This window comes from Escherichia sp. WS1368, assembly GCF_046487485.1.
Taxonomy (GTDB): Bacteria; Pseudomonadota; Gammaproteobacteria; order Enterobacterales; family Enterobacteriaceae; genus Escherichia; species Escherichia coli.
Genome location: NZ_JBJQJI010000004.1, coordinates 145968 through 170046 on the forward strand (window position 1 = coordinate 145968; position 24079 = coordinate 170046).

The following is a 24079-nucleotide window of genomic DNA, read 5'->3' on the forward strand; positions in this document are numbered from 1 at the left end:
TGCGACGCTAATGCGCCGCATCAGGCTTACGTTCGTTAACTTTTCAGACGCGGGTCCAGCCATACCAACACAAGGGTGGAGAGCGAACACATCAACAAAATGCCGACGAACCAAAGTAAATACCACATTGTTCCTGCTCCTTAGTACAACTCGTTTTCGTTACGGCGGAGAGTTTCTGTTGTCATGCGCCCCCACATTTTGTAGTAGCTCCAGAGAGTGTAGAGCAACACAATGGGCAAAAATATCAGCACGATTACCAACATGATGCTCAGCGTCAGCTGACTGGAAGTACTGTCCCACAACGTCAGGCTGGAGATCGGACTCACGCTTGACGGCATGACAAAGGGGAACAGCGTGATGCCTGCCGTGAAAATCACGCCAAATTGCATCAATGACGCCATCAAAAATCCCCAACCCGGGCGACCACGATAAATCGCCATCACCGTCAGCAATGGGCAGAAGAACCCCAGCAGCGGGAAGATCCACAGAACGGGCGATTCGACGAAATTATTCATCCAGGCACCAGGTAGCACTGCCACCAGTTTCATTAACGGATTGGAAGGACCGTTAGCATCCTGGGCGAGCAGTACAAAGCCATCAATACCGACCCACAGCCAGTAACCCGCCAGCAAAAAGCAGAGCATCACCAGCAGTGCGGCGCGTTTGGTCGCCAGCTGTGAACGCAGATGAATCGCACCAACAGTTTTTAGTTGTAACCAGACGCCACCTTGCAAAATCACCATCCCAAGGCTGAGCAATCCGCACAATAAAGGGAATGGCGTCAGCAGTTGCCAAAAGCTGCCGAGATATTCCACGCGTAATTGCGGTGTGAAGGCAAACGGCACGCCGAGCAGCAAGTTGCCGAAGGCAATACCGAAGACTACCGGCGGCACCAGACTGCCGATGACCAGACCGGCATCCCACATTTTACGCCAGCGTGCATCGGCAATTTTTCCGCGATAATCAAAGGCCAGCGGGCGGAAGAACAGCGAGCACAGCACCAGGATCATCGCCACATAAAAGCCGGAAAACGCCGCTGCATACACTCTGGGCCAGGCGGCAAATAATGCCCCACCTGCGAGGATTAACCAGACCTGATTGCCTTCCCAGTGCGCGCCAACGCTGTTTATCACTATCCGACGTTCATCATCATTACGCGCCACCAGCGGCAGCAGACAGCCGATCCCCATGTCAAATCCATCGGAGATCATAAAGACTACCAGGATCACGCCAATCAGCAGCCACCAGATGAAGCGCAATGTTTCATAATCAAACATGATTTTCTCCTTTACCCCTGTTGCTGCGTCGGTTGTTCACTCTGCATCGCGCTCGGCCCCAGACGGGCATATTTCTGCATCAGGTAGACTTCGGCGATTAAGAACAGGGTGTAAAGCCCTACGATCATGATCAGTGAGAAAGCCAGTTGTCCTGTGGTTAAGGCGGAGTGCGCGGAGTATGTCGGTAAGATGTCCTGTATCGCCCACGGCTGACGACCAAACTCGGTCATAAACCACCCGGCTTCAATCGCAATCCACGGCAGCGGCAAACTCCAGAGCGCCATTTTCAGCACCCAGCGATGCTGGTCGATTTTGCCACGCAGCGTCTGGACAAGCGCAATCAGCATCACCAGTAGCAGCAGGGAACCACAGCCCACCATGATGCGGAAACTCCAGAATACCGGCGCAACCTGAGGTATCGCGCCACGCATCGCCACCTGGTACTGTGCGGCTGTGACATGATTCATATCCGGCGCATAGCGGGAGAGCAACATGCCGTAACCAAGGTCGCCTTCCAGCTCCCGGAATGCCTGCAACACATGCGGCTCACGATTGCCCTGCGATATTTCCTGCATTAACAGCCAGGCCATACGTCCGCGTTGCAAGCGTGGGTAGGTTTCAGCCATCAAATTCTTCAGACCCGGCACGGGTTTATCTAATGAGTGAGTGGCGAGGATCCCTAGCAGCGCGGGAATTTTGATGGCAAAGGCGTTACGCTCTTGATCCTGTTCCGGCCAGGCAACCACATGGAACGGTGCAGGTGCAGGTTCCGTTTGCCACTCCCCTTCCATTGCCGCCAGTTTAACCGGTTGTACTTGCGCGACTTCATACGCCGAACTGTCTCCGAGTTGCAGCGTACCGATAATCGCCAGAGTACCGAAGACGGAACCGATGGCAAACGAGCGTAATGCGACATCGCGCTCCCGTCCGCGCAGTAAATACCAGGCGCTGATCGCCATAATAAACATGGCCCCGGTCACGTAGCCCGCCATTACGGTGTGCACAAATTTCACCTGGCTGACCGGGTTAAAGACCAGCTCGCTGAAGCTGGTCATTTCCATACGAAGGGTGTCGATATCAAAATGCGCACCGGTCGGGTATTGCATCCAACCGTTGGCATTCAATATCCACAACGCAGAGAGATTTGAACCGAACGCCACCAGCCACGTCACCAGCAGGTGCTGGTATTTATTCAGCCGCTGCCAGCCGAAGAAGAACAGCCCGACAAAGGTGGACTCGAGGAAGAAGGCCATTAATGCTTCCATTGCCAGCGGTGCGCCAAAAATATCGCCCACATAGTTGGAATAGAATGACCAGTTAGTACCAAACTGAAACTCCATCGTCAGGCCGGTAGCCACGCCAAGAGCAAAGTTGATACCGAAGAGCTTACCCCAGAAGCGCGTCATATCGCGGTAGATTGTTTTGCCGGTGACCACGTAAATGGTTTCCATGATAGCCAGCAAAAAAATCAGCCCCAGGGTAAGGGGTACAAATAAAAAGTGATACAGCGCGGTCAGAGCAAACTGCCAGCGCGATAAATCAATGACATCCCACATGCGCACTCCTGTAGGCGAAGAGAGAAAAATAACCCGTTAATGGTAGATCTCCCTCTTTATCCTGAAACTCTACGACCAGAGGTATTCGCCGATTGCGATATTCATAAGCCTGAAAGCTATACTTACCGTCTTTTTACGACGGTGCCCCTTCCGCCAGCCACTGACATACCTCACTAAGCCGCTGCGCAGAGTCGACCAAATCTTCTGGCGCTGCCAGCACCACTTCCGGTATTGGGCAGATTTCATAACTTTCCAGTAACGGGCCTTTTAAGGTGTCCGTACAGCGTAAATGCCAGACATGGCGTAACCCCGTGGCGTTGATATAGCTCTCGCCATAGCCAATGGTACGAATCTGAATATTTCCCGGCCCACAGAGACGTGAGAGAAAAAGCCGATCAGCCTCGCTGATGGGTAATTGCGTCAGATTAATGCTGTGCGGCTGCGCGTCGGGGTTACGTACATGCGCCAGTAACTCATGCGCCAACGGTAGGCCATTCATCAGGCCATCAATGGGCGGCGGTAACAGCGAATCTGTCGGCAAGACGTTTTGCGTTGCCGCCTGCCACAATACCAGCGGCGCGCAGCCAGCCTCCAGTTTGTCCTCCAGCAACTTGTCGCCGCGACGTCTGCGCACCCGCCATAATCCGCAGAAGATCGCCTCCTGTATTTCACTTTCACTGTCGTCAGCCTGCTGAATGCGCACTGACACTTCCCCTTCCCCGAGAAGCGTATTGATAAAGTGACGATCGTCGGCGTTGAGATTTAACAGATCGACTGCCAGCACCTCGCCCAGCGGCGGCTGGCGCTCGCTTAGTTGATGTTGTAACTCGTTTAATAGCGCAATCACCTGCGGGCTGTGAGCACATTGCTCCAGGGCCGCCATACTCGGTTCATCATTCACCTGACAGGTGATCGGCAGTGGATTCATGCTGAAACTGTCATCGTTCGGTTGCGTTCCTGGCCCCAGCAGATGGAAAAAAGTTTCGCTCATGAGGCACGCTCCTGCTGCGGTTCGACAAGTCCGCGCATCAGGTTTATCAGTTCCGCCCACGGGTGAATACCATTCAGCACGCCGCGATAGTTTCCGCCGGTAAATACTAATGTGGCGGGAAAGCGAAAGACGCCAAAGCGATCGCCGATGGCTTCGCTCTGCTCAAGGTCAGCAATCGCTACCTGCCATGTATAGTCGGGAAACTCGCGCAGTAATTCGCCAATCATGACCGGGTTATCGCTGACTTCTGGCGTGCGTTTCGGGTCACTGCTTAATAACACCACGCCGTCTGGCGCTTGCGTAAGCCAGTCGTCGAGACGGCATTCACTGATCGGCGTCCAGCCACGCGCCAGCATTCGTTGCCACAACGCATTAAATGGTGTGTCGTTGCTCATCCCTGTTCCTCCAGCCTCATCCTGTACTGACGCAAGCGAACGCCTTCGTAATTTTCCATCGACAGACAGTCATAATTGAGACAGCGCGATTCATTAGCCGGTTGCGGCACAATTCCCCACGCAGCCAGCTGCGCCAGCGCCGATTGTTCCGCAGCGGGCAGTTGCTCCCGCGCCAGTTCGCTCAGGCTACCGCCGTAGTCGTCGAGCATTGCGGGTTGCAGACCGACGAGGGCAATATGTGCTGGCAAATGACCACGTATATCCGCCAGCGCCAGCACTTCGGAGAAGCTGTTCTGGTGCAGGCTTATTTTCTTCGCGCTGAGATAAGCCGGAATGCGTTCTCCGGCATAGGTTCGCAGCGTTCCTGGTTCCAGCCCGTAGTCAATGGCATCGAGGATCAACAAGTGACTGGCGCTTTCGACATACCCCAGCAAGTTCAGTCCCTGAGTACCGCCATCGACAATCTCCACATACTCGGGCCAGTGGTAATGGGCATACAGCCGTTCCGCCACCCGCACGCCGAAGCCTTCATCGGCCCACAGCAGGTTGCCCAGCCCCATTACCACCACGCGTTGCTCGCTCATGAACGCTCCTTGTTACTTATTTTGCCAAATTTGTGGCTACGGTAGCCGTTGACCATGGTGGAGATCACCGTGTCGTCGGACATGATATCTTCACGCAGCGCCATGTAGACATGACCGATCACAAACGCGCCAATCAGCCACATCCCCAGCCGATGCCAGCTGTGAACGTCCATTGAGTTGCCGCCCGTCCAGTAGAAAAATTCCACCACATAACGGAACGGCGCAAAAATAGCGTACTGGCTGTGTTCGCTGTACAGCGCAAAGCCGGTGATGATCATAAAAACTGACATCAGGAAATAGCCGAACATCGCCGCCTGGGCGATGGGGTTATGGCCTATATCGGCACTCGGACGTTTTGCCAGAAACAGATACCAGCGGATTTCATACCACACGCCCTGCCACCAGCTTTTACGCCATACCGGCACGATAAACAGCTCGCGGGAGTAACGATTGCCAACAAAAGCCCAGTAGATCCGCATCAGCAAGACCACGGTAAAAATCATCCCGGCGCTGAAGTGAATTAACCTGATGTAGCCCATATAGAACAGATACGTCGCCTCGCCGCTGACGGAAGGTAGCGGCTTGCCGATAAAGTAACCGGTGACCATCAACACCGCCATGCATAACACCGTCAGCCAGTGCCATATCCGCACGGGTGCTTCAAAGACATAGTGACTGACAACGTTGTCGCTTTTCTGTTGCATGATGATTCTCCTTCGCTGTTAACGCACCTGCACGGAGACCAGCTCGCTACCGTCGTCGCCCAGCACGTGTGTTGAACAGGCGAGGCACGGATCAAAGCTGTGCAGAGTACGCAGGATCTCCAGCGGTTGCTCGGGGATCGCCATTTTGGTGTTCATCAGCGCCGCTTCATAAGCGCCAATTTGCCCTTTAGGATCGCGCGGGCTGGCGTTCCAGGTGGTCGGCACCACGCACTGATAGAGATCAATCTTGCCATCGCGAATGGCAGCCCAGTGGCCTAACGCCCCGCGCGGCGCTTCGGTAAAGCCGACGCCACGGCACTCTGTCGGCCAGGTTGTAGGTTCCCATTTTTCAGTGGAAGCAGTGGCGAGATTGCCGTTTTTCAGATTGGTCATCAGCTTATCGAAGAAATACTGCAACTTACCTGCGGCCCACTGCGCTTCGTGCGCGCGACACAAAATGCGGCCCAACGTTGACTGGATGCCGGAAAGCGGCAGTTTCAACGCCGACATCATGCGATCGACCGACTCAACGGTCGCAGCATCGCCTTTGTGATAAGCGATTAACGTGCGTGCCAGCGGCCCCACTTCCATCGCGTTACCGCGCCAGCGTGGCGCTTTAATCCACGAGTAGCGTTCCTGTTCATTCAGCTGCTGAATGTTGGTATCGCTGCCTTTGACATCGCCGGGGTTGTACCACGGGTCGGTGATGCCATCGAACGGATGACGCCCGACCTGATCGTTGGGATATCGATACCAGGCGTGGTCGACAAACTCCTGCACCTGCTGCGGATCAACCAAATCCACTGGCAGCACATTGTTGAAGTCGCCGTTAATCACCGCGCCGCCAGGCATCAGCAGACTTTTCTCGCCAAAGTCGTTGGCGATATCCGGGAACGCGCCGTAACTGAGAACGCATTTATCAGAAAGACCCGTGCCGATTTCGCTCCACGGTTTGTTGAACTGACCAATGGCTAAGGCGTCGGGGATCATCACGTTGTTAATGAAATCCGCCGTGCGGGTAATGATTGACTGCACCAGGTTCAGGCGTTCCATATTGACCGCCCCGACCGCGCCGCTTTCGTCAATGTTAATGGCGCAAGGCATCCCGCCGACAATCCAGTTTGGATGCGGGTTTTTACCGCCAAAGACAGCGTGGATTTTGACAATTTCACGCTGGAAATCGAGAGCTTCGAGATAGTGGGCAAAGCCCATCAGGTTGGCTTCTGGCGGCAGTTTGTACTGCGGGTGCCCCCAGTAGCCATTGCGGAAGATCCCCAACTGGCCGCCTTCAACGAATTTCTTCAGGCGATTTTGTACGTCGAAGAAATAGCCAGGGGATGATTTCGGCCAAGAGGAGAGACTTTGCGCCAGTTCGGAGGTTTTCCGCGGGTCGGCTTTCAGCGCATCTAACACATCGATCCAGTCCATCCCGGCAAGCTGATAAAAGTGCACCAGATGGTCATGGCACCAGAGCGTCGCCAGCATAATGTTGCGGATGATATTAGCGTTGTCCGGCACTTTAATGCCGATAGCATCTTCGATGGCATAGACCGAAGCCAGAGCGTGTACGCCGGTACAGACGCCGCAGATACGTTCAACGAACGCCCACGCATCGCGCGGGTCACGCCCTTGCAGGATGATCTCCAGCCCGCGAAACATGGTGCCGCAGGAGACGGCATTGGTGATCACATTCTGATCGTTAATATTCACTTCGCAGCGCATGTGGCCTTCAATGCGCGTAATCGGGTCGACCACCAGGCGGCGTCCGGCATTATTGATGGTGTATCCCTGAGTTTCGTACTGAGTGCTCATGCCTGTTTATCCTCATTGCCTGGCTGATGTTCGGTTTCTGTAGGTTGCTGGTTATGACGTCTGCGCTGGTCAACGGCGCTGGCGACTGCGTGCACACCAACAGCCGCTGCCACCACGCCAAGCGCGGTTAAACCGACGGTGTCGGCGGTGGAATGAGTACCCATTTGTGGAATATCGACCACGCGGCTGTAGAACGAACCGCGATCCCAGAAACCATTTTCCGCACAACCCAGGCAGCCGTGACCTGACTGGATCGGGAAGGAAACGCCATCGTTCCAGCGTGTGGAGGAACAGGCGTTATAGGTGGTAGGCCCTTTGCAGCCCATTTTGTACAGGCAGTAACCTTTGCGGGCAGCGTCATCATCCCAACTCTGGACGAACTCTCCGGCGTCGAAGTGAGCGCGGCGATAACATTTATCGTGGATACGCTGACCATAAAACATCAGTGGACGGCCCATTCTGTCGACATCTGGCAAGCGATCAAAGGTCACCATGTAAGTAATGATGGCGCTCATCACATCCGGGATCGGCGGGCAGCCAGGTACTTTGATAATAGGTTTGTCGGTGATGACTTTGTCGATAGGCGTTGCCTGCGTCGGATTGGGTCGCGCGGCCTGCACGCAGCCCCAGGACGCGCAGGTTCCCCAGGCGATAATCGCACTGGCTCCGGCAGCGGCACGTTTGAGTTTCTCAATAAACGGTCGTCCGCTGCTGATACAGAACATCCCCTGCTCGCCCAGCGGCGGATTACCTTCTACTGCGAGGATATATTTGCCATTGTATTGCGTGATGATGTCTTCAAAGACTTCTTCCGCCTGGGTTCCGGCGGCAGCCATCAAAGTATCGTCATAATCGAGGGAAATCAGGGAAAGGATGACGTCCTTCGCCAGCGGGTGAGCGGAGCGGATAAAAGATTCGGTACAGCAGGTGCATTCCAGACCGTGGATCCATACCACCGGAATGCGCGGTTTGTTCTCCAGCGCCCAGGCAATCTTTGGTGCCATTCCCGCGCCTAAGCCCAGCGACGTGGCAGCCAGACTACAATATTTGAGAAAGCTGCGCCGGGTAACGCCCTGACGCCGCATGGCCTGGTAAAATGTTTCCTCGTTATTCATATCGCACGTCTCTTCTCCTTGCGACACCGGCAGGACACCGGGCGCTTATGGTCGGCAAGCGACGTCCCTGTAGCAAGGCAAACCATCGCTTCACGTGAGATGCTGAAAACGAAAGCTCATCCTTCTGCACTGGCGCACGTCGCCAGAAAGTATTGTTAATAAAGCGTAGTGAAACTTTTGCACAAAACAATACAAACTGTATGGATTTATCTTTTAGCGATAAAAATGGACCTATTTTTCTTTTTGCCGGGCAGTGGGGATGTTTAGCCGGTTGCTAAACGAGTAAAAGAGAAGGAATTCATGGTGATGAAATGATCAATCTGCTGTTATTTCACGCTATCAATGCACTTTTGTCTGTTTTTCAGGCAAACAAACAAATTAGGGGTTTACACGCCGCATCGGGATGTTTATAGTGCGCGTCATTCCGGAAGTGTGGCCGAGCGGTTGAAGGCACCGGTCTTGAAAACCGGCGACCCGAAAGGGTTCCAGAGTTCGAATCTCTGCGCTTCCGCCAAATGAGATAAGGGGTTAGCTAAATGCTAACCCCTTTTTCTTTTGCCTGTCGAAATTCTCAGGGCGTTATATTTGCTTAATGACCTGATAATCCGCTGTTAAACCTGTTCCAGATCAAATGCGTAAAGATGGGTAAAACTTCTGGGTGCCCTTACGCATTATCATTATGCTGCTTAATTAATTACATCTGTCATAGAGAGTGACTCAATGGATCGTATTGTTAGTTCTTCACATGACCGTACATCGCTGCTTAGCACCCATAAGGTGCTGCGTAATACCTATTTTCTGCTGAGCCTGACGCTGGCCTTTTCTGCGATTACCGCAACTGCCAGTACGGTGCTGATGCTGCCATCTCCGGGTCTGATTCTGACGCTGGTGGGTATGTATGGTTTGATGTTCCTGACCTATAAAACGGCGAATAAGCCGACCGGGATTATCTCCGCATTCGCCTTTACCGGTTTTCTGGGTTATATCCTCGGACCAATTCTGAATACCTATCTGTCTGCCGGAATGGGTGACGTAATCGCTATGGCACTGGGCGGAACGGCGTTAGTGTTCTTCTGCTGCTCTGCATATGTGCTGACCACCCGCAAAGATATGTCGTTCCTCGGCGGTATGCTGATGGCGGGTATTGTGGTGGTGCTGATTGGTATGGTTGCTAATATCTTCCTGCAACTGCCTGCTCTGCATCTGGCGATCAGCGCGGTCTTCATTCTGATCTCCTCTGGCGCTATTTTGTTTGAAACCAGCAACATCATTCATGGCGGTGAAACGAACTATATTCGTGCCACGGTTAGCCTGTATGTTTCGCTGTACAACATCTTCGTCAGCCTGCTGAGCATTCTGGGCTTCGCCAGCCGCGATTAATCTCGCCCAGGGTTACTTACCGAGCCTCGCTTTATGCGGGGCTTTGTTTTTTGTTACACTGCCGCCAGTCTGATTAAGGTAGTAATAATTATGCTGATCTTCGAAGGTAAAGAGATAGAAACGGATACCGAAGGCTATCTCAAAGAAAGCAGCCAGTGGAGTGAGCCGCTGGCAGTGGTGATTGCAGAGAACGAAGGGATTTCGCTGTCGCCAGAACACTGGGAAGTGGTGCGTTTTGTGCGTGATTTCTATCTGGAATTCAATACTTCTCCGGCGATTCGTATGCTGGTAAAAGCGATGGCGAATAAATTTGGCGAAGAAAAAGGTAACAGCCGCTATTTATACCGACTGTTTCCGAAAGGTCCGGCTAAGCAAGCCACCAAAATTGCTGGCCTGCCAAAACCGGTTAAATGTATTTAACGGATACGAAAATCGGTTAATTCCTCCGAGGGATGATGCGGCTCGCTGAGCACCCGTTCTACACGCGCAGAACGCGGGCCGCCACTCTTTAACCACTGCATTAATTTTTCTACCTGCCCTTCTTCACCGCAGGCAACCACTTCCACGCTGCCATCGTCAAGATTTTTGGCGTACCCGGCTAATCCCAGTTTTTTCGCTTCGTACTGCGTGGTATAGCGAAATCCAACGCCCTGAACTCGCCCGTAAACCCAGGCAATTATGCAGACTTTCGACATTGCTGCTCTCCTTATCCTTAATGGACGCGTTGCAAATCCATGGAAAACTCCGGACAATGACGCCCATTTCTTTGCATCGACAGAAAAGTAAATTATGAGTGTACGTTTAGTGTTAGCCAAAGGGCGCGAAAAATCATTACTTCGTCGCCATCCGTGGATCTTTTCCGGGGCCGTTGCCCGCATGGAAGGTAAAGCCAGCCTCGGGGAAACCATCGATATTGTTGATCATCAGGGAAAATGGTTAGCACGCGGCGCTTATTCGCCAGCTTCGCAAATCCGGGCGCGCGTCTGGACGTTTGACCCGAATGAATCTATCGACATTGCTTTTTTTTCCCGCCGTTTGCAACAAGCACAAAAATGGCGTGACTGGCTGGCGCAAAAAGATGGCCTCGACAGCTATCGTTTAATCGCCGGTGAATCTGATGGCCTGCCGGGTATTACTATCGATCGTTTCGGTAATTTTCTGGTGCTGCAATTGCTGAGTGCTGGCGCAGAATATCAGCGCGCAGCATTAATTAGTGCCCTGCAAACGCTGTACCCGGAATGTGCGATTTACGATCGCAGCGACGTTGCGGTACGTAAAAAAGAAGGGATGGAACTGACCCAGGGCCCCGTTACCGGAGAGCTACCGCCTGCCCTGCTGCCGATTGAAGAACACGGCATGAAGCTGCTGGTGGACATACAGCACGGGCACAAAACGGGCTACTACCTGGACCAGCGTGACAGCCGCCTGGCTACCCGCCGCTACGTTGAAAATAAACGTGTGCTGAACTGTTTCTCCTATACCGGTGGTTTCGCCGTATCGGCACTGATGGGCGGTTGCAGCCAGGTTGTCAGCGTTGATACCTCCCAGGAAGCGCTGGATATTGCACGGCAGAACGTTGAGCTGAACAAACTGGATCTGAGCAAGGCTGAGTTTGTCCGTGATGATGTCTTTAAATTGCTGCGTACTTATCGCGATCGCGGTGAAAAATTTGACGTTATCGTGATGGACCCGCCGAAGTTTGTTGAGAATAAAAGCCAGTTGATGGGCGCGTGTCGTGGCTATAAAGACATCAACATGCTGGCGATTCAGTTGCTGAATGAAGGCGGAGTTCTCCTGACTTTCTCCTGTTCTGGCCTGATGACCAGCGATTTATTTCAGAAAATCATCGCGGATGCCGCAATTGATGCCGGTCGTGATGTACAATTTATAGAGCAGTTCCGTCAGGCAGCCGATCATCCGGTGATCGCTACCTATCCGGAAGGGCTATATCTGAAAGGGTTTGCCTGTCGCGTCATGTAACTTGAAATGTGGAATTTTACCCTTATATCAAAGGTAAAGATTTCCCGGGAGGTGACTATGATTGCCAGCAAATTCGGTATCGGCCAGCAGGTCCGCCATTCCCTGTTAGGTTATCTCGGAGTGGTCGTGGATATCGACCCGGTTTATTCGCTCTCTGAACCGTCGCCTGATGAGCTGGCGGTGAATGACGAGCTTCGCGCCGCTCCGTGGTATCACGTGGTGATGGAGGACGATAACGGCCTACCGGTTCATACCTACCTGGCTGAAGCCCAGCTAAGTAGCGAATTGCAGGATGAACATCCTGAACAGCCATCCATGGATGAGCTGGCGCAGACCATCCGCAAACAACTCCAGGCCCCGCGTCTGCGTAACTAATCCCTGAACAAATCCCCGGAAGGTTTTTGCCTTCCGGGGATTTTTTATTTGGCCAGGCCCAGGCGAGGGATCTCAATAGCCGGGCAGCGATCCATCACTACATTTAATCCGGCATCCCGTGCCAGTACTGCCGCTTGCTCATTAATCACCCCCAGTTGCATCCAGAGGGTTTTCGCGCCGATGGCGATCGCTTCCTGCGCTACGCCCCACGCTGCTTCTGAATTCCGGAAAACATCGACCATATCGACTTTTTCAGGAACTTCTGCCAGCGTGCCATACCCCTGCTGGCCCAGCAGTGTTTTGCCAGCAACTTTTGGCGAAACCGGAATGACGTGATACCCCTGGTCGAGTAGATATTTCATCACGCGATAGCTGGGACGATCGGGTTTGTCGCTTGCCCCCACCAGCGCAATGGTGTGAGTGGACGTTAAAATGCCTGCAATATCGGTTTCTTTCATTATTTCCTCCAGACTGTTTAACAAAGTGTACGACAAAGCCGACATGCCAACCATGCAGCTAATACGAATGAATGAGAGCAAAAGCGGGAAATATGTCTATATGTTAGTAAGTATGATTAAAGAAAAATTTTGACACATTATTATTCGGGCGGTCTTTTGACAGGAGCTACCTATGAAAACCGGCATCGTGACCACCTTGATTGCATTATGTTTGCCGGTATCCGTTTTTGCCACCACGCTGCGGCTTTCAACCGATGTCGATCTTCTGGTACTCGACGGTAAAAAGGTTTCCAGCTCTCTGCTGCGCGGTGCGGACAGCATTGAACTGGATAACGGACCGCATCAGTTAGTGTTTCGCGTTGAGAAGACGATTCATCTTTCCAATAGTGAAGAACGGCTGTATATCTCCCCACCGCTGGTGGTCAGTTTTAATACCCAGCTCATCAACCAGGTCAATTTTCGCCTGCCTCGTCTGGAGAATGAGCGGGAAGCTAACCATTTTGATGCTGCGCCGCGCCTTGAATTGTTGGATGGCGATGCGACGCCGATTCCGGTAAAGCTGGATATTCTCGCCATTACCTCAACGGCAAAAACGATTGATTATGAGGTCGAGGTTGAACGCTATAACAAATCCGCGAAACGCGCTTCACTACCGCAATTTGCCACGATGATGGCAGATGACAGTACGCTGCTTTCGGGGGTTTCCGAGCTGGATGCTATTCCACCGCAGTCTCAGGTGCTCACAGAACAACGGCTGAAGTATTGGTTTAAACTGGCTGACCCACAAACGCGAAATACTTTCCTGCAATGGGCGGAAAAACAACCATCTTCCTGAGATTTTTGTGCCTGTGCGCAGGCTTTTTCGGTCTTTATCTTGCAGCGATAAGTGCTTACAGTAATCTGTAGGAAAGTTAACTACGGATGTACATTATGGAACTGACGACTCGCACTTTACCTGCGCGGAAACATATTGCGCTGGTGGCACACGATCACTGCAAACAAATGCTGATGAGCTGGGTGGAACGGCATCAACCGTTACTGGAACAACACGTACTGTATGCAACAGGCACTACCGGTAACTTAATTTCCCGCGCGACCGGCATGAACGTCAACGCGATGTTGAGTGGCCCAATGGGGGGTGACCAGCAGGTTGGCGCATTGATCTCAGAAGGGAAAATTGATGTATTGATTTTCTTCTGGGATCCACTAAATGCCGTGCCGCACGATCCTGACGTGAAAGCCTTGCTGCGTCTGGCGACGGTATGGAACATTCCGGTCGCCACCAACGTGGCAACGGCAGACTTCATAATCCAGTCGCCGCATTTCAACGACGCGGTCGATATTCTGATCCCCGATTATCAGCGTTATCTCGCGGACCGTCTGAAGTAATATTGCACAGGTGGCAAACGCCACCTGTTTCTTACGGTTTTCTCGCCACCGGCACATCCAGATTTTTCAGTATTTCCACAAAGGGAGAGGGATTCTCTTTGTTAAACAGTGCCCATACCCGATGGCGTGCCCGGGTCAGCGCCACGTACATTAACCGCCGTTCTTCAGCGTCCGGGAAATCCTCAACCGGTGGCAGTAGCGCCTCTTCCATAATCGACTCCCGCGCCGCAGCCGGAAAACCATCACTTCCCTCCTGCAAGCCAACGATGATGACGTAATCCGCCTGTTGCCCTTTGCTGGCATGAATGGTCATAAAGTCGATTTGCAACTTCGGCCAGCGTGTTGCCGCTTTTTCCAGGCTGGCAGGCCTCATGTGATGGTAACGCGCCAGGATCAGAATGCGCTCTTCCGGTTTGGCATAACCAGAGAGCTTATCCAGCAAAGCGTCAAGATGGCTCTCATCCAATAACGTGACGGCTTTTTTGTCTCCATTGGTTAAGCTGTTTAGCGGCTTTTTCAGCTGGCCTGGGTTCTGCTGAATAAACCGGTTTGCCACCTCACCGATACGACTGTTAAAACGGTAAGTCGTCTCTAAATCGCAGCGATCACCTTCACCAAAGTTTTCATGGAAAGCGGTGGTGAGCGACATTTGCGCACCGCTGAAGCGATAAATCGCCTGCCAGTCATCACCAACGGCGAACAACGTCGTCTGACTGTTTTGCTTGCGTAATGCCGCTAACAACGCTGCGCGCTGCGGCGAGATATCCTGAAATTCATCAACCAGAATATGCTTCCACGGGCTGATAAAGCGACCTTTCTCCAGAATCACAATCGCCTGGTGAATAAGGCCCGAAAAATCGACAGCGTTTTCTGCCTTCAGCGCACCTTTCCAGGCTTTTAATAACGGAGCCATCAACTTGATACGTTTACTGAACAGATCGCGAATCTCTTCGGGTGCACTGGCAATCATTTCTGCCTGTGCACCACCGTGCATCCGCATCAGACTTACCCAACGATCGAGGCGTGAGGCAAGACGACGCTGTAATTTTTCATCATCCCAGAAGTTACCTTCTGGCACTGACCACTGCATTTCTTCCGTCAGCCATTGCCGCCAGCCCTTCGCCTGCGCTTTCTTTTCGCTGCATTGCTTGCACCACTCAGCAATAAAAAGTTCATGACGGGCAGCGGTATCATTTTCCAGTTTGCTGACTATCGGAACTTTTTTGCTGCCCTGCTGAATAATATGCAGCGCCAGCGCATGAAATGTGCGTGCGGTAATGTCTTCGGTATGTAGTCGTTCTCGAATACGCTCGTCCATCTCTTCAGCGGCTTTGCGACCAAACGCCAGCAATAAAATTTGCTCAGGGGACGCTTCACCACGCGCCAGCAACCAGCCTGCACGGGCTACCAGCACCGACGTTTTTCCGCTTCCTGCACCTGCCAGCACTAACAGAGAATGCTCGCCATTAACGACTGCCCGGGCCTGCGCCGGATTCAGCGGTGAAGACTCGACCTGGCGGAAAAAATCCGCATACTCGGTAAGCATGGCTTCGGTATATGCCTGATTATGCTGCAACCGAGCGCTTTCAATATCTTTCAACCAGGCCTGACATTTACGCCACGCCTCACGGCAGTTATCGAATTCTTCCAGTCGGTTAACCGGCAACGGCAACGCCGACAAAGCCTGGCGGATTTGTTGCTGCACGCCAGAGGTTTGCTCACGCGTCAGCCATTTATTTTCTCCGGTGCGCGTGGCAATTAAATCCAGTTGCTGCTGTAAAACACCAGATGCAATTTCGCTCATCTCGCTACTCCACCGCCGCCAGTGAGCATCAAGATGATGGTAAAAACGCTGCGTCTCGCCCCATTCAGTACCGTGCAGACGCACCACTTTTTCGCCCGGCAGTACAAATTCCAGCTCGCCCCACACCAGACCGCGCTTACAGTGAATCGCCAGTAATTGATTGAAAGGAATGAGGTATTCGTGGCGATCGCCGGAGACTTTAATCCCGGCATTGAGGATCACCGCCCGATCGTAAGGGTGCTGTGCCAGACGTTTTCCAAGCGTTGTCGCTTTCAGTTCCATGACTCTGTAGATCCACACGAAATGATTTCTTATCAGTGTAACCGTCAGAGAAAACGTGCTCCAGCCCAAAAAAACGTTACAATTGCCGCCCATTACTGAAAACCACAGTAAAGCGAGGTTTTATGCGTACCGTTTTGAACATTCTGAACTTTGTGCTTGGCGGATTTGCCACCACTCTGGGCTGGCTGTTGGCGACTCTGGTCAGTATTGTGCTGATTTTTACCTTACCGCTGACACGATCCTGCTGGGAGATCACTAAACTGTCTCTGGTGCCTTATGGCAATGAAGCTATTCATGTCGATGAACTGAACCCGGCTGGCAAAAATGTGCTGCTAAATACTGGCGGTACGGTATTGAATATTTTCTGGCTGATTTTCTTTGGCTGGTGGTTATGCCTGATGCACATTGCAACGGGCATCGCACAATGTATTTCCATCATTGGCATTCCTGTCGGCATTGCGAACTTTAAAATTGCCGCTATTGCACTATGGCCGGTCGGTCGTCGCGTGGTATCGGTAGAAACAGCGCAAGCTGCGCGTGAAGCCAATGCACGTCGTCGTTTTGAATAATCCACTAATATGGCCTTTATGCTAAGTCCTTTGCTCAAACGCTATACCTGGAACAGCGCCTGGCTGTATTACGCGCGTATTTTTATTGCGCTTTGTGGAACCACAGCGTTTCCGTGGTGGCTGGGTGATGTAAAACTGACGATTCCGCTAACGCTGGGGATGGTGGCAGCGGCGCTGACCGATCTCGATGACCGACTGGCGGGACGTTTGCGTAACCTCATCATTACGCTGTTCTGCTTTTTTATCGCCTCGGCCTCAGTAGAATTGCTGTTTCCCTGGCCCTGGCTATTTGCGATTGGCTTAACGCTCTCTACCAGCGGCTTCATTTTGCTCGGCGGTCTGGGTCAACGCTATGCAACAATTGCCTTCGGTGCATTGCTGATCGCCATTTACACTATGTTGGGAACATCACTGTATGAGCACTGGTATCAGCAGCCGATGTATCTGCTGGCCGGTGCCGTCTGGTACAACGTCCTGACACTTATTGGTCATCTACTGTTCCCGGTCCGCCCGCTGCAGGACAACCTGGCGCGTTGCTATGAACAACTGGCGCGTTACCTTGAGCTCAAGTCGCGCATGTTTGATCCTGATATTGAAGATGAAAGCCAGGCACCGCTGTACGATTTGGCTCTCGCCAACGGTCAGCTGATGGCGACATTGAATCAGACGAAACTCTCGCTGCTGACCCGCTTACGTGGCGATCGTGGTCAACGGGGAACGCGTCGCACGCTGCATTATTACTTCGTCGCGCAGGATATTCACGAGCGTGCCAGCTCTTCTCATATTCAGTATCAAACATTGCGTGAACATTTTCGCCACAGCGACGTGCTGTTCCGTTTTCAGCGGCTGATGTCGATGCAGGGCCAGGCGTGCCAGCAACTGTCACGCTGTATTTTGTTGCGTCAGCCTTATCAACATGATCCGCATTTCGAGCGCGCTTTTACGCATATTGATGCTGCGCTGGAGCGGATGCGCGATAACGGCGCACCTGCCGATTTACTCAAAACACTGGGATTTTTGCTGAACAATTTACGCGCCATTGATGCCCAACTGGCAACAATTGAATCAGAACAGGCCCAGGCACTGCCCCATAATAATGACGAAAATGAGCTCGCTGATGACAGCCCGCACGGATTGAGTGATATCTGGCTGCGTCTTAGCCGTCACTTCACGCCGGAATCCGCCCTCTTCCGTCATGCGGTAAGAATGTCGCTGGTGTTGTGCTTCGGCTACGCCATCATTCAGATAACCGGAATGCATCACGGGTATTGGATCTTGCTGACAAGTTTGTTTGTCTGCCAGCCAAACTATAACGCCACGCGCCACCGCCTGAAGTTAAGGATTATTGGTACGCTGGTAGGTATCGCCATTGGCATTCCTGTGCTGTGGTTTGTACCGTCACTGGAAGGGCAACTGGTGCTACTGGTTATCACCGGCGTGCTCTTTTTTGCCTTCCGTAACGTGCAATACGCCCATGCAACGATGTTCATCACACTTTTGGTGCTACTTTGTTTTAACTTGCTGGGTGAAGGTTTTGAAGTGGCGTTACCTCGCGTAATCGATACGCTGATTGGTTGTGCCATTGCGTGGGCGGCGGTGAGCTACATCTGGCCTGACTGGAAGTTTCGCAATCTGCCGCGCATGCTCGAACGTGCCACCGAGGCCAACTGTCGCTATCTCGATGCCATACTGGAGCAATACCATCAGGGGCGTGATAACCGTCTGGCGTATCGTATTGCCCGCCGCGATGCACACAACCGTGATGCTGAACTGGCGTCGGTGGTATCAAATATGTCCAGCGAGCCGAACGTTACCCCGCAAATTCGCGAGGCCGCGTTTCGGTTGCTGTGCCTTAACCATACGTTTACCAGCTATATCTCAGCCCTCGGTGCTCACCGGGAGCAGTTAACTAATCCTGAAATTCTGACGTTTCTTGATGACGCAGTTTGCTATGTTGATGACGCGCTACATCATCAACCTGCTGATGAAGAACGCGTCAATCAGGCATTAGCTGGCCTGAAACAGCGGATGCAGCAACTTGAACCGCGGGCAGACAGCAAAGAACCTCTGGTCGTACAACAAGTTGGGTTATTGATTGCATTACTGCCAGAGATTGGTCGTCTGCAACGCCAGATTACTCAAGTTCCGCAGGAAACTCCTGTTTCGGCGTAAGAGAGTCAGCCCATTCTGCAAGCTCCTGGCGGCGTGCCACCGGGAGCGCAGCTTCATGAATGCCGATAATGGCCCCTTCAAGCATAAACAGAATCTTTTCTGTCACCAGACTGTTTTGCTGCCGCAGTCGCAACCAACACATTTTTGCCCCAAGTATACGTAACGCCCGTACATCCTTAATCCCCACCTCCCCGAGAATCGCTTCCAGATGAAAAGACATATTGGGCAAATCTTTCAGTCTTTCCCGGGTATTGCGCGTGCTTTTCTCTTTCAGCGCTGCATCGAGAGAATATTTCGACAGACGCACCAGCTTCAGTTGATTTCGCCATAGACTTTCATCAACCCGATAGTAATTGAGGGTAACGGATCGGCCACACTTTTTATATGTCAGCCAAACAGGCGGATGTTTTACACAGTACTGTGCACTTTGCTCACAAGCCCGAAGATACAACTCACCATCAGAAACCATCGCAAACACCGTGTCGTCAACGGTCAGGCTGTAACTACCAAACAATGATCGGTATTCAATTGTGCCCAACGTTGCCAGGTATTCTTGTGATTTATAGATCCGCTTATAGGAGAGGCTTTTCATAAAATTCCTTTTAAAATCATAACATAAAAGAATGATTCACATTAACGGATCCGTTAACTACGAAAATAGGCAACTTATTCTTAAGGGGCAAGATTAATTTATGTTTTCCCGTCACCAACGACAAAATTTGCGAGGCTCTTTCCGAAAATAGGGTTGATCTTTGTTGTCACTGGATGTACTGTACATCCATACAGTAACTCACAGGGGCTGGATTGATTATGTACACTTCAGGCTATGCACATCGTTCTTCGTCGTTCTCATCCGCAGCAAGTAAAATTGCGCGTGTCTCTACGGAAAACACTACAGCCGGGCTTATCAGTGAAGTTGTCTATCGCGAAGATCAGCCCATGATGACGCAACTTCTACTGTTGCCATTGTTACAGCAACTCGGTCAGCAATCGCGCTGGCAACTCTGGTTAACACCGCAACAAAAACTGAGTCGGGAATGGGTTCTGGCATCTGGGCTACCCTTAACGAAAGTGATGCAGATTAGCCAGCTCTCCCCTTGCCACACCGTGGAGTCAATGGTTCGCGCTTTACGCACGGGCAATTACAGTGTGGTGATCGGTTGGTTGGCAGATGATTTGACTGAAGAAGAGCATGCTGAACTTGTTGATGCGGCAAATGAAGGTAACGCTATGGGGTTTATTATGCGTCCGGTAAGCGCATCCTCTCACGCAACGAGACAACTTTCCGGGCTAAAAATTCACTCTAATTTGTATCATTAAGTAAATTTAGGATTAATCCTGGAACTTTTTTTGTCGCCCAGCCAATGCTTTCAGTCGTGACTAATTTTCCTTGCGGAGGCTTGTCTGAAGCGGTTTCCGCGATTTTCTTCTGTAAATTGTCGCTGACAAAAAAGATTAAACGTACCTTATACAAGACTTTTTTTTCATATGCCTGACGGAGTTCACACTTGTAAGTTTTCAACTACGTTGTAGACTTTACATCGCCAGGGGTGCTCGGCATAAGCCGAAGATATCGGTAGAGTTAATATTGAGCAGATCCCCCGGTGAAGGATTTAACCGTGTTATCTCGTTGGAGATATTCATGGCGTATTTTGGATGATAACGAGGCGCAAAAAATGAAAAAGACAGCTATCGCGATTGCAGTGGCACTGGCTGGTTTCGCTACCGTAGCGCAGGCCGCTCCGAAAGATAACACCTGGTACACTGGTGCTAAACTGGGCTGGTCCCAGTACCATGACACTGGTTTTATTCCTAACAATGGTCCGACCCACGAAAACCAACTGGGTGCAGGTGCTTTTGGTGGTTACCAGGTTAACCCGTATGTTGGCTTTGAAATGGGTTACGACTGGTTAGGTCGTATGCCGTACAAAGGCGACAACATCAACGGCGCATACAAAGCTCAGGGCGTTCAGCTGACCGCTAAACTGGGTTACCCAATCACTGACGATCTGGACATCTACACTCGTCTGGGTGGTATGGTATGGCGTGCAGACACCAAGGCTAACGTACCTGGTGGCGCATCTTTTAAAGACCACGATACCGGCGTTTCTCCGGTCTTCGCTGGCGGTGTTGAGTATGCGATCACTCCTGAAATCGCTACCCGTCTGGAATACCAGTGGACCAACAACATCGGTGACGCACACACCATCGGTACTCGTCCGGACAACGGCATGCTGAGCCTGGGTGTTTCCTACCGTTTCGGTCAGGGCGAAGCAGCTCCAGTAGTTGCTCCGGCTCCAGCTCCGGCACCGGAAGTACAGACCAAGCACTTCACTCTGAAGTCTGACGTTCTGTTCACCTTCAACAAAGCAACCCTGAAACCGGAAGGTCAGGCTGCTCTGGATCAGCTGTACAGCCAGCTGAGCAACCTGGATCCGAAAGACGGTTCCGTAGTTGTTCTGGGTTACACCGACCGCATCGGTTCTGACGCTTACAACCAGGGTCTGTCCGAGCGCCGTGCTCAGTCTGTTGTTGATTACCTGATCTCTAAAGGTATCCCGGCAGACAAAATCTCCGCACGTGGTATGGGCGAATCCAACCCGGTTACTGGCAACACCTGTGACAACGTGAAACAGCGTGCTGCACTGATCGACTGCCTGGCTCCGGATCGTCGCGTAGAGATCGAAGTTAAAGGCATCAAAGACGTTGTAACTCAGCCGCAGGCTTAAGTTCTCGTCTGGTAAAAACCCCGCTGCTGCGGGGTTTTTTTTCGTCTATAGAAAATTGAACTGACTTTCGTCAGTTATTCCTTACCCAGCAATGCCTGCAGATCCTGCTTCAAAGAAGACATTTTATTCGCGTATTTCTCTTTGTTTTCCGCATCTTCAATCAGCTGAACAATCGTTTCAGAAAGCGTTTTACCGCGACGCTGCGCAAGACCAGCCAGACGTTGCCAGACAATAAATTCCAGATCGATCGATTTTTTGCGCGTATGCTGGTGTTCCGCATTAAAATGGCGCTTCCGTCTGGCCCGAATGGTTTGCTTCATGCGATTGACCAGTTCCGGATTCATATGCTTGTCAATCCAGCCATTTACCAGCACGGGTTCATTTTCCAGCGAGAGCAACACATCGACGGCTTCCTGGGCGGCACTGGCTTCTATGTAACGGGTGATTAACTCCCCTTCGCGATGCTTCTTCACCAGATACTTCCATTTCCAACCGCTTTCAAGATTTTCAAGTTGTTGATATTTCATAGCGATCTCAATGTTACCGTGTAACTCTTTACAGAATATCAGCTTTTTGGGCCAGTGAAGAAAAGAATCTCCATCCTGTGAGCTTTAACGCCCATGCCAGGAGTATTGTCGGTGCTTTCTACGTGTGCTGCAGTGCCGGTTACGGTATAATCGCGGCTTTGACAACAGACTAAAAAACATCAACTTTGACCATTACGAAACTTGCATGGCGTGACCTGGTTCCTGATACCGATAGCTATCAGGAAATATTTGCTCAGCCACATTTGATTGACGAAAACGATCCTTTATTCAGTGATACTCAACCGCGACTGCAATTTGCGCTGGAGCAGTTGCTGCATACGCGAGCATCCTCCTCTTTTATGCTGGCGAAGGCCCCGGAAGAGTCTGAGTATCTGAATCTTATTGCCGATGCCGCGCGTGCGCTACAAAGCGATGCAGGCCAACTGGTGGGCGGTCACTATGAGGTTTCCGGGCACACCATCCGCTTACGTAACGCAGTGAGTGCAGATGATAATTTTGCGACTTTAACGCAAGTTGTCGCTGCCGACTGGGTAGAAGCGGAACAACTCTTTGGCTGCCTGCGCCAGTTTAATGGCGACATTACCCTGCAGCCAGGTCTGGTGCATCAGGCAAATGGCGGTATTCTCATCATCTCTTTGCGTACACTGCTGGCGCAACCTCTGCTGTGGATGCGGCTGAAAAATATCGTTAACCGCGAGCGTTTTGACTGGGTTGCGTTTGATGAGTCGCGCCCTCTCCCCGTCTCTGTGCCTTCGATGCCATTGAAGCTGAAAGTCATTCTGGTAGGCGAACGCGAATCATTGGCTGATTTCCAGGAGATGGAACCAGAGCTTTCAGAGCAGGCTATTTATAGCGAATTTGAAGATACTCTGCAGATTGTCGATGCGGAGTCAGTAAGCCAGTGGTGTCGCTGGGTAACATTGACCGCCAGACATAATCACTTACCTGCACCGGGAGCGGATGCCTGGCCGGTGCTTATCCGCGAAGCAGCACGCTACACCGGTGAACAAGAAACACTTCCGCTTAGCCCGCAGTGGATCCTCCGCCAGTGTAAAGAGGTCGCCTCCCTGTGCGATGGCGACACCTTCTCCGGCGAGCAGCTAAACTTAATGCTACAGCAGCGTGAATGGCGCGAAGGTTTCCTCGCTGAACGCATGCAGGATGAGATCCTTCAGGAGCAAATCCTGATTGAAACCGAAGGCGAACGCATCGGGCAAATTAACGCCCTTTCGGTCATTGAATTTCCGGGTCATCCACGCGCTTTTGGCGAACCTTCTCGCATTAGCTGCGTTGTGCATATTGGCGATGGTGAGTTCACCGACATCGAACGCAAAGCGGAGCTTGGCGGCAATATCCATGCGAAAGGGATGATGATCATGCAGGCGTTCCTGATGTCGGAACTACAGCTTGAGCAACAGATCCCCTTCTCAGCATCGCTGACATTTGAGCAGTCATACAGTGAAGTGGATGGCGATAGTGCCTCGATGGCTGAACTCTGCGCCCTGATAAGCGCCCTCGCCGATGTGCCGGTGAATCAGAGTATCGCTATCACAGGTTCAGTCGATCAGTTCGGTCGTGCCCAGCCGGTCGGTGGTTTAAATGAGAAAATCGAAGGCTTCTTTGCTATTTGCCAGCAACGTGAGTTAACCGGGAAACAAGGTGTCATTATCCCCACTGCTAACGTTCGCCATTTAAGTCTTCCCAGTGAACTGTTGAAAGCGGTAGAGGAAGGCAAATTCACCATCTGGGCAGTAGACGATGTGACTGACGCACTGCCGTTATTATTAAATCTGGTGTGGGATGGCGAAGGCCAAACGACGCTGATGCAAACCATCCAGGAACGTATCGCGCAAGCATCGCAACAGGAAGGACGTCACCGTTTTCCATGGCCATTACGTTGGCTGAACTGGTTTATTCCGAACTGATCGGACTTGTTCAGCGTACACGTGTTAGCTATCC

At 51.9% G+C, this 24079-nt stretch carries 25 protein-coding genes and 1 tRNA gene; 12 read left to right on the plus strand and 14 right to left on the minus strand.

Annotation, left to right across the window (positions count from 1 at the left end):
- Positions 1–35: 35 nt before the first annotated feature.
- The 9 genes from cbdX to hyaA form a co-directional block, all read right to left on the minus strand.
- Entirely contained in the window at positions 36–128 is a 93-nt protein-coding gene (gene cbdX, locus ACJHYD_RS11825) for a cytochrome bd-II oxidase subunit CbdX (RefSeq protein WP_000270305.1), read from the minus strand.
- Positions 129–140: 12 nt separating this feature from the next.
- On the minus strand, positions 141–1277 hold the full coding sequence (gene appB, locus ACJHYD_RS11830) for a cytochrome d ubiquinol oxidase subunit II (protein WP_000460792.1): 1137 nt from the start codon (positions 1275–1277) through the stop codon (positions 141–143).
- An 11-nt stretch (positions 1278–1288) separates the two neighbouring features.
- On the minus strand, positions 1289–2833 hold the full coding sequence (gene appC / locus ACJHYD_RS11835; RefSeq protein WP_001550929.1) for a cytochrome bd-II oxidase subunit 1: 1545 nt from the start codon (positions 2831–2833) through the stop codon (positions 1289–1291).
- Between the two features lie 133 nt (positions 2834–2966).
- A complete protein-coding gene (locus ACJHYD_RS11840; RefSeq protein ID WP_000004895.1) occupies positions 2967–3824 on the minus strand; it encodes a hydrogenase expression/formation protein in 858 nt (285 codons plus the stop codon).
- Positions 3821–4219 carry a hydrogenase-1 operon protein HyaE gene (gene hyaE / locus ACJHYD_RS11845; RefSeq protein ID WP_001550927.1) on the minus strand — a complete coding sequence of 133 codons (399 nt, stop codon included), beginning with the start codon at positions 4217–4219 and terminating at the stop codon, positions 3821–3823. The genes ACJHYD_RS11840 and hyaE overlap by 4 nt, the downstream gene beginning before the upstream one ends.
- Complete coding sequence (hyaD, locus tag ACJHYD_RS11850; protein WP_001550926.1) at positions 4216–4803, minus strand: hydrogenase 1 maturation protease; 588 nt, start codon at positions 4801–4803, stop codon at positions 4216–4218. Before hyaD ends, hyaE begins: the two co-directional genes overlap by 4 nt.
- Entirely contained in the window at positions 4800–5507 is a 708-nt protein-coding gene (gene hyaC, locus ACJHYD_RS11855) for a Ni/Fe-hydrogenase b-type cytochrome subunit (RefSeq protein ID WP_001550925.1), read from the minus strand. The genes hyaD and hyaC overlap by 4 nt, the downstream gene beginning before the upstream one ends.
- 18 nt (positions 5508–5525) lie before the next feature.
- Positions 5526–7319 carry a Ni/Fe-hydrogenase large subunit gene (hyaB, locus tag ACJHYD_RS11860; RefSeq protein WP_001550924.1) on the minus strand — a complete coding sequence of 598 codons (1794 nt, stop codon included), beginning with the start codon at positions 7317–7319 and terminating at the stop codon, positions 5526–5528.
- The gene (hyaA, locus tag ACJHYD_RS11865; protein ID WP_001058323.1) at positions 7316–8434 is read right to left on the minus strand and encodes a hydrogenase 1 small subunit; all 1119 of its coding nucleotides are present in this window, start codon (positions 8432–8434) and stop codon (positions 7316–7318) included. The genes hyaB and hyaA overlap by 4 nt, the downstream gene beginning before the upstream one ends.
- Before the next feature lie 426 nt (positions 8435–8860).
- Between hyaA and ACJHYD_RS11870 the strand changes: the two genes are divergently transcribed.
- The 3 genes from ACJHYD_RS11870 (at position 8861) to tusE (ending at position 10234) form a co-directional block, all read left to right on the plus strand.
- Positions 8861–8948 (plus strand) — tRNA-Ser (locus tag ACJHYD_RS11870).
- A gap of 206 nt (positions 8949–9154) precedes the next feature.
- Complete coding sequence (gene yccA, locus ACJHYD_RS11875; RefSeq protein ID WP_000375136.1) at positions 9155–9814, plus strand: FtsH protease modulator YccA; 660 nt, start codon at positions 9155–9157, stop codon at positions 9812–9814.
- 90 nt (positions 9815–9904) lie between these two features.
- Positions 9905–10234 (plus strand): sulfurtransferase TusE, encoded by a 330-nt coding sequence (gene tusE, locus ACJHYD_RS11880; protein WP_000904442.1) that lies wholly within the window; start codon positions 9905–9907, stop codon positions 10232–10234.
- Here the strand turns inward: tusE and yccX are convergent.
- The gene (gene yccX / locus ACJHYD_RS11885; RefSeq protein WP_001550923.1) at positions 10231–10509 is read right to left on the minus strand and encodes an acylphosphatase; all 279 of its coding nucleotides are present in this window, start codon (positions 10507–10509) and stop codon (positions 10231–10233) included. The two genes, tusE and yccX, sit on opposite strands and share 4 nt — an antisense overlap.
- A gap of 94 nt (positions 10510–10603) precedes the next feature.
- On the opposite strand from yccX, the gene rlmI reads away from it, so the two are divergent.
- Together rlmI and hspQ are read left to right on the plus strand one after the other, a co-directional pair.
- On the plus strand, positions 10604–11794 hold the full coding sequence (gene rlmI, locus ACJHYD_RS11890; protein ID WP_019842299.1) for a 23S rRNA (cytosine(1962)-C(5))-methyltransferase RlmI: 1191 nt from the start codon (positions 10604–10606) through the stop codon (positions 11792–11794).
- 57 nt (positions 11795–11851) lie between these two features.
- Positions 11852–12169 carry a heat shock protein HspQ gene (gene hspQ / locus ACJHYD_RS11895; protein WP_001295356.1) on the plus strand — a complete coding sequence of 106 codons (318 nt, stop codon included), beginning with the start codon at positions 11852–11854 and terminating at the stop codon, positions 12167–12169.
- Positions 12170–12213: 44 nt separating this feature from the next.
- On the opposite strand, the gene ACJHYD_RS11900 is transcribed toward hspQ, so the two are convergent.
- On the minus strand, positions 12214–12627 hold the full coding sequence (locus ACJHYD_RS11900) for a CoA-binding protein (protein WP_000665218.1): 414 nt from the start codon (positions 12625–12627) through the stop codon (positions 12214–12216).
- Between the two features lie 172 nt (positions 12628–12799).
- On the opposite strand from ACJHYD_RS11900, the gene ACJHYD_RS11905 reads away from it, so the two are divergent.
- Positions 12800–13462 carry a DUF2057 family protein gene (locus ACJHYD_RS11905; RefSeq protein ID WP_000847791.1) on the plus strand — a complete coding sequence of 221 codons (663 nt, stop codon included), beginning with the start codon at positions 12800–12802 and terminating at the stop codon, positions 13460–13462.
- A gap of 95 nt (positions 13463–13557) precedes the next feature.
- Positions 13558–14016 carry a methylglyoxal synthase gene (gene mgsA / locus ACJHYD_RS11910; RefSeq protein ID WP_000424181.1) on the plus strand — a complete coding sequence of 153 codons (459 nt, stop codon included), beginning with the start codon at positions 13558–13560 and terminating at the stop codon, positions 14014–14016.
- A gap of 31 nt (positions 14017–14047) precedes the next feature.
- Here the strand turns inward: mgsA and helD are convergent, their stop codons facing one another.
- A complete protein-coding gene (helD, locus tag ACJHYD_RS11915) occupies positions 14048–16102 on the minus strand; it encodes a DNA helicase IV (protein ID WP_021561301.1) in 2055 nt (684 codons plus the stop codon).
- Between the two features lie 122 nt (positions 16103–16224).
- Between helD and ACJHYD_RS11920 the strand changes: the two genes are divergently transcribed.
- Both ACJHYD_RS11920 and yccS read left to right on the plus strand, forming a co-directional pair.
- Complete coding sequence (locus ACJHYD_RS11920; RefSeq protein WP_001261235.1) at positions 16225–16671, plus strand: YccF domain-containing protein; 447 nt, start codon at positions 16225–16227, stop codon at positions 16669–16671.
- Positions 16672–16680: 9 nt separating this feature from the next.
- The gene (gene yccS / locus ACJHYD_RS11925) at positions 16681–18843 is read left to right on the plus strand and encodes a YccS family putative transporter (protein WP_001550920.1); all 2163 of its coding nucleotides are present in this window, start codon (positions 16681–16683) and stop codon (positions 18841–18843) included.
- Here yccS and sxy read toward each other — a convergent pair.
- The gene (gene sxy, locus ACJHYD_RS11930; protein WP_000839153.1) at positions 18806–19435 is read right to left on the minus strand and encodes a CRP-S regulon transcriptional coactivator Sxy; all 630 of its coding nucleotides are present in this window, start codon (positions 19433–19435) and stop codon (positions 18806–18808) included. The genes yccS and sxy overlap by 38 nt on opposite strands.
- 218 nt (positions 19436–19653) lie before the next feature.
- On the opposite strand from sxy, the gene sulA reads away from it, so the two are divergent.
- A complete protein-coding gene (gene sulA, locus ACJHYD_RS11935; protein ID WP_000288704.1) occupies positions 19654–20163 on the plus strand; it encodes an SOS-induced cell division inhibitor SulA in 510 nt (169 codons plus the stop codon).
- 356 nt (positions 20164–20519) lie between these two features.
- Complete coding sequence (gene ompA / locus ACJHYD_RS11940) at positions 20520–21572, plus strand: porin OmpA (RefSeq protein WP_000750418.1); 1053 nt, start codon at positions 20520–20522, stop codon at positions 21570–21572.
- A gap of 74 nt (positions 21573–21646) precedes the next feature.
- Here ompA and matP read toward each other — a convergent pair whose 3' ends face one another.
- Positions 21647–22099 carry a macrodomain Ter protein MatP gene (gene matP / locus ACJHYD_RS11945; RefSeq protein ID WP_000877161.1) on the minus strand — a complete coding sequence of 151 codons (453 nt, stop codon included), beginning with the start codon at positions 22097–22099 and terminating at the stop codon, positions 21647–21649.
- Between the two features lie 185 nt (positions 22100–22284).
- Between matP and ACJHYD_RS11950 the strand changes: the two genes are divergently transcribed.
- Entirely contained in the window at positions 22285–24045 is a 1761-nt protein-coding gene (locus tag ACJHYD_RS11950; RefSeq protein ID WP_000156479.1) for a Lon protease family protein, read from the plus strand.
- Positions 24046–24079 lie beyond the last annotated feature (34 nt).

Coding starts and splice junctions, on each gene's coding strand:
- cbdX (WP_000270305.1), bottom strand. CDS start 128: ATGTGGTATTTACTTTGGTTCGTCGGCATTTTGTTGATGTGTTCGCTC.
- appB (WP_000460792.1), bottom strand. CDS start 1,277: ATGTTTGATTATGAAACATTGCGCTTCATCTGGTGGCTGCTGATTGGC.
- appC (WP_001550929.1), bottom strand. CDS start 2,833: ATGTGGGATGTCATTGATTTATCGCGCTGGCAGTTTGCTCTGACCGCG.
- ACJHYD_RS11840 (WP_000004895.1), bottom strand. CDS start 3,824: ATGAGCGAAACTTTTTTCCATCTGCTGGGGCCAGGAACGCAACCGAAC.
- hyaE (WP_001550927.1), bottom strand. CDS start 4,219: ATGAGCAACGACACACCATTTAATGCGTTGTGGCAACGAATGCTGGCG.
- hyaD (WP_001550926.1), bottom strand. CDS start 4,803: ATGAGCGAGCAACGCGTGGTGGTAATGGGGCTGGGCAACCTGCTGTGG.
- hyaC (WP_001550925.1), bottom strand. CDS start 5,507: ATGCAACAGAAAAGCGACAACGTTGTCAGTCACTATGTCTTTGAAGCA.
- hyaB (WP_001550924.1), bottom strand. CDS start 7,319: ATGAGCACTCAGTACGAAACTCAGGGATACACCATCAATAATGCCGGA.
- hyaA (WP_001058323.1), bottom strand. CDS start 8,434: ATGAATAACGAGGAAACATTTTACCAGGCCATGCGGCGTCAGGGCGTT.
- yccA (WP_000375136.1), top strand. CDS start 9,155: ATGGATCGTATTGTTAGTTCTTCACATGACCGTACATCGCTGCTTAGC.
- tusE (WP_000904442.1), top strand. CDS start 9,905: ATGCTGATCTTCGAAGGTAAAGAGATAGAAACGGATACCGAAGGCTAT.
- yccX (WP_001550923.1), bottom strand. CDS start 10,509: ATGTCGAAAGTCTGCATAATTGCCTGGGTTTACGGGCGAGTTCAGGGC.
- rlmI (WP_019842299.1), top strand. CDS start 10,604: ATGAGTGTACGTTTAGTGTTAGCCAAAGGGCGCGAAAAATCATTACTT.
- hspQ (WP_001295356.1), top strand. CDS start 11,852: ATGATTGCCAGCAAATTCGGTATCGGCCAGCAGGTCCGCCATTCCCTG.
- ACJHYD_RS11900 (WP_000665218.1), bottom strand. CDS start 12,627: ATGAAAGAAACCGATATTGCAGGCATTTTAACGTCCACTCACACCATT.
- ACJHYD_RS11905 (WP_000847791.1), top strand. CDS start 12,800: ATGAAAACCGGCATCGTGACCACCTTGATTGCATTATGTTTGCCGGTA.
- mgsA (WP_000424181.1), top strand. CDS start 13,558: ATGGAACTGACGACTCGCACTTTACCTGCGCGGAAACATATTGCGCTG.
- helD (WP_021561301.1), bottom strand. CDS start 16,102: ATGGAACTGAAAGCGACAACGCTTGGAAAACGTCTGGCACAGCACCCT.
- ACJHYD_RS11920 (WP_001261235.1), top strand. CDS start 16,225: ATGCGTACCGTTTTGAACATTCTGAACTTTGTGCTTGGCGGATTTGCC.
- yccS (WP_001550920.1), top strand. CDS start 16,681: ATGGCCTTTATGCTAAGTCCTTTGCTCAAACGCTATACCTGGAACAGC.
- sxy (WP_000839153.1), bottom strand. CDS start 19,435: ATGAAAAGCCTCTCCTATAAGCGGATCTATAAATCACAAGAATACCTG.
- sulA (WP_000288704.1), top strand. CDS start 19,654: ATGTACACTTCAGGCTATGCACATCGTTCTTCGTCGTTCTCATCCGCA.
- ompA (WP_000750418.1), top strand. CDS start 20,520: ATGAAAAAGACAGCTATCGCGATTGCAGTGGCACTGGCTGGTTTCGCT.
- matP (WP_000877161.1), bottom strand. CDS start 22,099: ATGAAATATCAACAACTTGAAAATCTTGAAAGCGGTTGGAAATGGAAG.